The sequence below is a fragment of the Burkholderia sp. BE17 genome, assembly GCF_009362305.1.
Taxonomy (GTDB): Bacteria; Pseudomonadota; Gammaproteobacteria; order Burkholderiales; family Burkholderiaceae; genus Burkholderia; species Burkholderia pyrrocinia_C.
Genome location: NZ_WHNU01000093.1, coordinates 1 through 5,914, shown reverse-complemented (window position 1 = coordinate 5,914; position 5,914 = coordinate 1). Strand labels below are relative to the sequence as shown.

Below are 5,914 nucleotides of genomic sequence, written 5' to 3'. Positions count from 1 at the left end.
CCCGCAGCCCCGATCCCTCGAGCCGCTGCCGCAGTGCGGCCTCGTGCCGCGTGAGGCGGTCGGCGCCCGTCTGGTTCGCACGCAGCCGCGCGACCAGTTGCGCGCCGTTCAGCACCAGCTCCGCGTCGACCGTGCCGAGCGACGGCAACGTCAGCGTCAGGCGCGTGCGCCATGCAATGCCGTCGCCCGCGTCGTCGCCGCCGCGCGGCGCGCGGCTGCCCGGATCGTCGGGTTCGATCGTCCAGTCGAGCCGCGCGCCGGGCCACGCCTCGCCGGTCCAGCGGAACTGATCGGTCGCGAGCGCGTCGAGCTGCTGCCTGACGAGCGGCACGGCGGCCGGGTGTACGGTAGCGAGCGTCTGCGCCGGCGGGTCGGACGACGCGGCGGCCAGCTCGGCACGCGCGGGCGTCCAGCGCGGGTCAGCGTGCGCGCCGAGCGGATCGGCGGTGTCCGGCGGCAGCGACGCGCCCTGCCGGGCGGCCGCCGGCAACGCCTGCGCGAGATCGCGAGCGAGTGCGCCGCCCTGGGCCGGTGCGCCCGCTTGCGCGGTCGCCCGCGCGGCCGCCGGCAGCGGCGTGCGCTGCGCGAGCAGTTCGTCGAGCACGTCGGTCGAGTCGTGCTGCGCGGCATCCGGGTCGGCCGGCGCGAGCGCGGCCGTCAGGCGCGCCTGCGGCTCGCGCATCAGCGCCGCGAGCGGGCGCTGGCCGGCCAGCCACTGCGCCAGATGGGATTCGTAGAAGAGGCCGCTCTCGCTCACGGCCTGCGCGAGCGCCGCGCGCAACGCCGCGACCGGCGGCGGCGCGGTCGTTTCGCGCGCTGCCGAGGTGGATGACGCCGAGGTGGATGACGCCGCGGCGAAAGAAGGTGCGGAAGAAGACGTGGAAGACGCGGCCGGCGCACGCGCCGGCACGGCCGGATCGGTCAGCAGCACGGCCGGATCGGCCAGCAGCGGTGCGCGCCCGGCGATCGCGGGCGTCGCGTCGCCGCCCGCGCGCGAGATCGCATCGAGCACGCGCCCGACGTCGGACAGCGCGGTCTGCGTGGAGGCTTGCGGCGCGGCGGGCGGGCCACCGGCCGGTGGCGAGGACGACGCGCCGGTGCCCGGCGTGCCGACCTGCGAGGCCGCTCCGCCGCCGGCGGGCGCCGATACGGTGCCGGTCAGCAGGCTGTCGAGGCGGCTCGCCAGCAGTGCGGCCGCAACTGAGTCGATACCGGTCATGATCGGAGCCTGCTCACCTCAGCCACATCGTTGCGAATCCGGGAGCGGCACGCCGGTGCCGCCCGCGGGAACAGCGCGCGTGCCGCGCCCGTCTCCCCGGAAAACAGGCCCTACCCGCGCGCGCGGTAGAGATCGGTCAATACCTGGGTCGAGCGCCGCGCCTCGAACAGCGCGGACAGCCGTGCGACGTCCGGGCTCGCGAGATCGCGGATCGCGGCGTCGTCGGCCAGGATGCGGCGAATCAGGTCGAGCTTGCGGCCGAGATCCGATTCGTCGAGCGCGACGCCCGGATCGGCTTCCTTCAGCCCGTCGACGAGCTGCATGAATTCGGCCTGCAACCCCGGCAACGCGGCCCAGTCGGCGCCGCGCGCGGCGCACAGCATCCGGCCCGACACAGCTGCGAGCGCCTCGTAACGCGCGAAGTATTCGGCCTTGAGATTCATCGTGCTGCTTCCACTGCCTGTTGCGCGGCCATCCGCGCGACTTCCGGGGCGATGCCCGTCCATGCTTCCTCGAGCGTCGCAAGCAGCCCGTCGACCTCGACCAGCATCGCGTCGCTCGCCTGCGCGTTCGCTTCCAGCAGGCGCCGGCCGATATACGCATACAGCGCGTCGAGCCGGCCCGCGATCTCGCCGCCCGCGTCGCGGTTCAGCGACGCCTGCAGGCCGCTCTCGACGATCCGGATCGCCTTGCCGATCGCTTCGCCGCGCGCGGACACGTTGCCCTGCTGCAGATGCATGCGCGCCAGCGCGATCGCCTGCCGCGCGCCCTGGTACAGCATCGCGATCAGCCGGTGCGGGGAGGCGCCCATCACCCCCGTCTCGACGCCGACACGCGCGTATGCACTGGCTCCAGCGCGTCCTGGGGAAAACATGCGCTTCTCCTTGTCATGCCTTGGCTATACGGGAGCCGCCGCCGTGCATCGCACGACGCGGCCTTCTCCGGAGTTATCGGAAGGGATTTGAAAAGCTTTAGGTGCGCGGGGCCGCCGGCGGGCGCGGGAAACCGGCCCGCCGGCCCCGCCCGGCAAGGCCGGATGGTCGTTCCCGGTTGGCCGTTCCCGGTTGGCCGTTCCCGGTTGCCCGTCGCCGGATGGCCGTCCGCGGATGCCCGTCCCCGGATGCCTGTCGTCGGATAGCCGCCCCCGGATGCCCGTCGTCGGAGGCCGTCCCCGGATGCCCGTCGTCGGATGGCCGTCCCCGGATGGCCGTCCCCGGATGCCCGTCGCCGGATAGCCGTCCCCGGATGCCCGTCGCCGGATGGCCGTCCCTGGATGCCCGTCGCCGGATGGCCGCCCCGTCACACCGACATCTGCATGATGTCGTTGTAAGCGCTCACTAGCTTGTTGCGGACCTGAAGCCCGAACTGGAAGCCGATGTTGGCTTTCTGCATGTCGACCATCACGTCGTTCAGCGACACGTTCGGCGCGCCGACCTCGAACGCCCGTGCCTCGCCGAGCGCGTGCTGCTGGTCGCCGCTGATCTTGTCGAGCGACGCCTTCATCGCGCTCGCGAACGTGCCGGCCGTCGCCGCGCCCGAGCCGGCGAGCGCAGCCGTCGGGCTCGCGACGCCGCTCGATGCCTGCGCGGCCATCGACTGCATCTGTTGCAACACCGAACCGATTCCGCTGACGTTCGCAGTCATGCTGTCCCCAGACATAAGAGAAGAGACCCGGACGCACCGGGCGTTTCCGCCGGCGCCGCACCACGCGCACCATGCCGGATCGCGAAAAAGGATAGCAGCGCGCCGCGCGGCAAAGCCGAGAAAGTACGGGGGAAACCCCGCTCTTTTCGGTCGATCGGAGTACGGCCCGGATCACGATAATCGCATCGTGTCATTGTCCGCCCGCTCGCCCGAGCGAGCTCAGTCGTCCCGCTCCGGAGAAACTCGACGCATGGATTCGCAGGCCAACTCGCTGATCAACCCCGACGCCCGCGCGAGCCTCGCCAGCCCGGCGCCCGGCGCCGCCGTGGCCGCCGCGTTGCCTGGCGCGGGTGTCGCCGGCGCGGACTTCGGGCTCGGCGGCTTCGCGGAACGCATTCCCGGCATCTCGCGGATGAAGGGCAACCCGAAGCTGCCGTTCCTGATCGCCGTGGCGTTCGCGATCGCCGCGATTACCGCGCTCGTGCTGTGGAGCCGGACGCCCGACTACCGCGTGCTGTACAGCAACCTGTCGGACCGCGACGGCGGCGCGATCATTACCGCGCTCCAGCAGGCAAACGTTCCCTACAAGTTCGCCGATGCCGGCGGCGCGATCCTCGTGCCGTCGAGCCAGGTGCACGAAACGCGCCTGAAGCTCGCCGCGATGGGCCTGCCGAAAGGCGGCTCGGTCGGCTTCGAGCTGATGGACAACCAGAAATTCGGCATCAGCCAGTTCGCCGAACAGATCAACTACCAGCGCGCGCTCGAAGGCGAGCTGCAGCGCACCATCGAATCGATCAATGCGGTGCGCGGCGCGCGCGTGCATCTCGCGATCCCGAAGCCGTCGGTATTCGTGCGCGACAAGGAAGCGCCGAGCGCGTCGGTGTTCGTCGACCTCTACCCGGGCCGCGTGCTCGACGAGGGCCAGGTCCAGGCGATCACGCGGATGGTGTCGTCCGGCGTGCCCGACATGCCCGCGAAGAACGTGACGATCGTCGACCAGGACGGCAACCTGCTGACCCAGCCGGCTTCGGCATCCGGCCTCGACGCGAGCCAGCTCAAGTACGTGCAGCAGGTCGAGCACAACACGCAGAAGCGCATCGACGCGATCCTCGCGCCGATCTTCGGCGCCGGCAACGCGCGCTCGCAGGTCAGCGCGGACCTCGATTTCTCGAAGATCGAACAGACGTCGGAAAGCTACGGCCCGAACGGCGTGCCGCAGCAGGCCGCGATCCGCAGCCAGCAGACCAGCAGCGCGACCGAACTCGCGCAGGGCGGCGCGTCGGGCGTGCCGGGCGCGCTGTCGAACACGCCGCCGCAGCCGGCTTCCGCGCCGGTCGTCGCCGGCAACGGCCAGAACGCGCCGCAGACGACGCCGGTCAGCGACCGCAAGGACCAGACGACCAACTACGAGCTCGACAAGACGATCCGCCATCTCGAACAGCCGATGGGCGGCGTGAAGCGGCTGTCGGTCGCGGTCGTCGTCAACTACCAGCCGATCGCCGACGCGAAGGGCCACGTGACGATGCAGCCGCTGCCGCCCGCGAAGCTCGCGCAGGTCGAGCAGCTCGTGAAGGACGCGATGGGCTACGACGAGAAGCGCGGCGACTCGGTGAACGTCGTGAACAGCGCGTTCTCGACCGTGAGCGACCCGTACGCCGACCTGCCTTGGTGGCGCCAGCCCGACATGATCGCGATGGCGAAGGAAGCCGCGAAGTGGCTCGGCATCGCGGCGGCCGCGGCAGCCCTCTATTTCATGTTCGTGCGCCCGGCGATGCGCCGCGCATTCCCGCCGCCCGAGCCGGTCGCGCCGGCGCTCGCGGCGCCGGAAGATCCGGTCGTGCTCGACGGCCTGCCGGCGCCGGTCAAGGCCGACGACGAGCCCGACTCGCTGCTGCTCGGCTTCGAGAACGAGAAGAACCGCTACGAACGCAACCTCGACTACGCGCGCACGATCGCCCGCCAGGATCCGAAGATCGTCGCCACCGTCGTGAAGAACTGGGTGTCCGATGAACGCTGAAGGCTTGACCAAGAGCGCGCTCCTGCTGATGTCGATCGGCGAGGAAGAGGCCGCTGAGGTATTCAAGTTCCTCGCGCCGCGCGAGGTGCAGAAGATCGGCGCCGCGATGGCCGCGCTGAAGAACGTCACGCGCGAGCAGGTCGAGAGCGTGCTGCAGGACTTCGTGAAGGAAGCCGAGGAGCACACCGCGCTGTCGCTCGATTCGAGCGAGTACATCCGCTCGGTGCTGACCAAGGCGCTCGGCGAGGACAAGGCCGGCGTGCTGATCGACCGCATCCTGCAGGGCAGCGACACGAGCGGCATCGAGGGCCTGAAGTGGATGGACTCGGGCGCGGTGGCCGAACTGATCAAGAACGAGCATCCGCAGATCATCGCGACGATCCTCGTGCACCTCGACCGCGACCAGGCGTCCGAGATCGCGTCGTGCTTCACCGAGCGGCTGCGCAACGACGTGCTGCTGCGGATCGCGACGCTCGACGGCATCCAGCCGGCCGCGCTGCGCGAGCTCGACGACGTGCTGACCGGCCTGCTGTCCGGCAGCGACAACCTGAAGCGCAGCCCGATGGGCGGCATCCGCACCGCGGCCGAGATCCTGAACTTCATGACGAGCGTGCATGAGGAAGGCGTACTCGAAAGCGTGCGCCAGTACGACGCCGATCTCGCGCAGAAGATCGTCGACCAGATGTTCGTGTTCGAGAACCTGCTCGACCTCGAGGATCGCGCGATCCAGATGGTGCTGAAGGAAGTCGAGTCGGAAACGCTGATCATCGCGCTGAAGGGCGCGCCGCCCGCGCTGCGCCAGAAGTTTCTCGCGAACATGTCGCAGCGCGCGGCCGAACTGCTCGCCGAGGATCTCGACGCGCGCGGCCCGGTGCGCGTGTCCGACGTCGAGACGCAGCAGCGCCGCATCCTGCAGATCGTGCGCAACCTCGCCGAGAGCGGCCAGATCGTGATCGGCGGCAAGGCGGAAGACGCGTATGTCTGATTCGGCGAGCGATCGCGCGGGCAGCCTCACCGCCTACCAGCGGTGGGAG

Annotated in this window: 6 protein-coding genes; 2 read left to right on the top strand and 4 right to left on the bottom strand. The window is 70.5% G+C overall.

What is annotated here, in order from left to right:
* The 4 genes from GD429_RS39840 to fliE form a co-directional block, all read right to left on the bottom strand.
* A partial coding sequence (locus GD429_RS39840) for a flagellar hook-length control protein FliK (protein WP_152865705.1) occupies positions 1 to 1,219 on the bottom strand: 1,219 nt, incomplete at its 3' end.
* 110 nt (positions 1,220 to 1,329) lie between these two features.
* Positions 1,330 to 1,662: a flagellar protein FliT gene (locus GD429_RS39835; protein WP_152865703.1), complete on the bottom strand. Its 333-nt coding sequence runs from the start codon at positions 1,660 to 1,662 to the stop codon at positions 1,330 to 1,332.
* The gene (fliS, locus tag GD429_RS39830; RefSeq protein ID WP_152865701.1) at positions 1,659 to 2,093 is read right to left on the bottom strand and encodes a flagellar export chaperone FliS; all 435 of its coding nucleotides are present in this window, start codon (positions 2,091 to 2,093) and stop codon (positions 1,659 to 1,661) included. The genes GD429_RS39835 and fliS overlap by 4 nt, the downstream gene beginning before the upstream one ends.
* Before the next feature lie 425 nt (positions 2,094 to 2,518).
* Entirely contained in the window at positions 2,519 to 2,863 is a 345-nt protein-coding gene (fliE, locus tag GD429_RS39825; RefSeq protein ID WP_152865698.1) for a flagellar hook-basal body complex protein FliE, read from the bottom strand.
* 250 nt (positions 2,864 to 3,113) lie between these two features.
* On the opposite strand from fliE, the gene fliF reads away from it, so the two are divergent.
* On the top strand, positions 3,114 to 4,880 hold the full coding sequence (fliF, locus tag GD429_RS39820; RefSeq protein ID WP_152865696.1) for a flagellar basal-body MS-ring/collar protein FliF: 1,767 nt from the start codon (positions 3,114 to 3,116) through the stop codon (positions 4,878 to 4,880).
* Positions 4,870 to 5,865: a flagellar motor switch protein FliG gene (gene fliG, locus GD429_RS39815; protein WP_034179307.1), complete on the top strand. Its 996-nt coding sequence runs from the start codon at positions 4,870 to 4,872 to the stop codon at positions 5,863 to 5,865. The genes fliF and fliG overlap by 11 nt, the downstream gene beginning before the upstream one ends.
* Positions 5,866 to 5,914 lie beyond the last annotated feature (49 nt).

What these genes read in the sequence shown, in the direction of transcription:
- GD429_RS39835 (WP_152865703.1), bottom strand. Translation starts at nt 1,662, where the DNA reads ATGAATCTCAAGGCCGAATACTTCGCGCGTTACGAGGCGCTCGCAGCT.
- fliS (WP_152865701.1), bottom strand. Translation starts at nt 2,093, where the DNA reads ATGTTTTCCCCAGGACGCGCTGGAGCCAGTGCATACGCGCGTGTCGGC.
- fliE (WP_152865698.1), bottom strand. Translation starts at nt 2,863, where the DNA reads ATGACTGCGAACGTCAGCGGAATCGGTTCGGTGTTGCAACAGATGCAG.
- fliF (WP_152865696.1), top strand. Translation starts at nt 3,114, where the DNA reads ATGGATTCGCAGGCCAACTCGCTGATCAACCCCGACGCCCGCGCGAGC.
- fliG (WP_034179307.1), top strand. Translation starts at nt 4,870, where the DNA reads ATGAACGCTGAAGGCTTGACCAAGAGCGCGCTCCTGCTGATGTCGATC.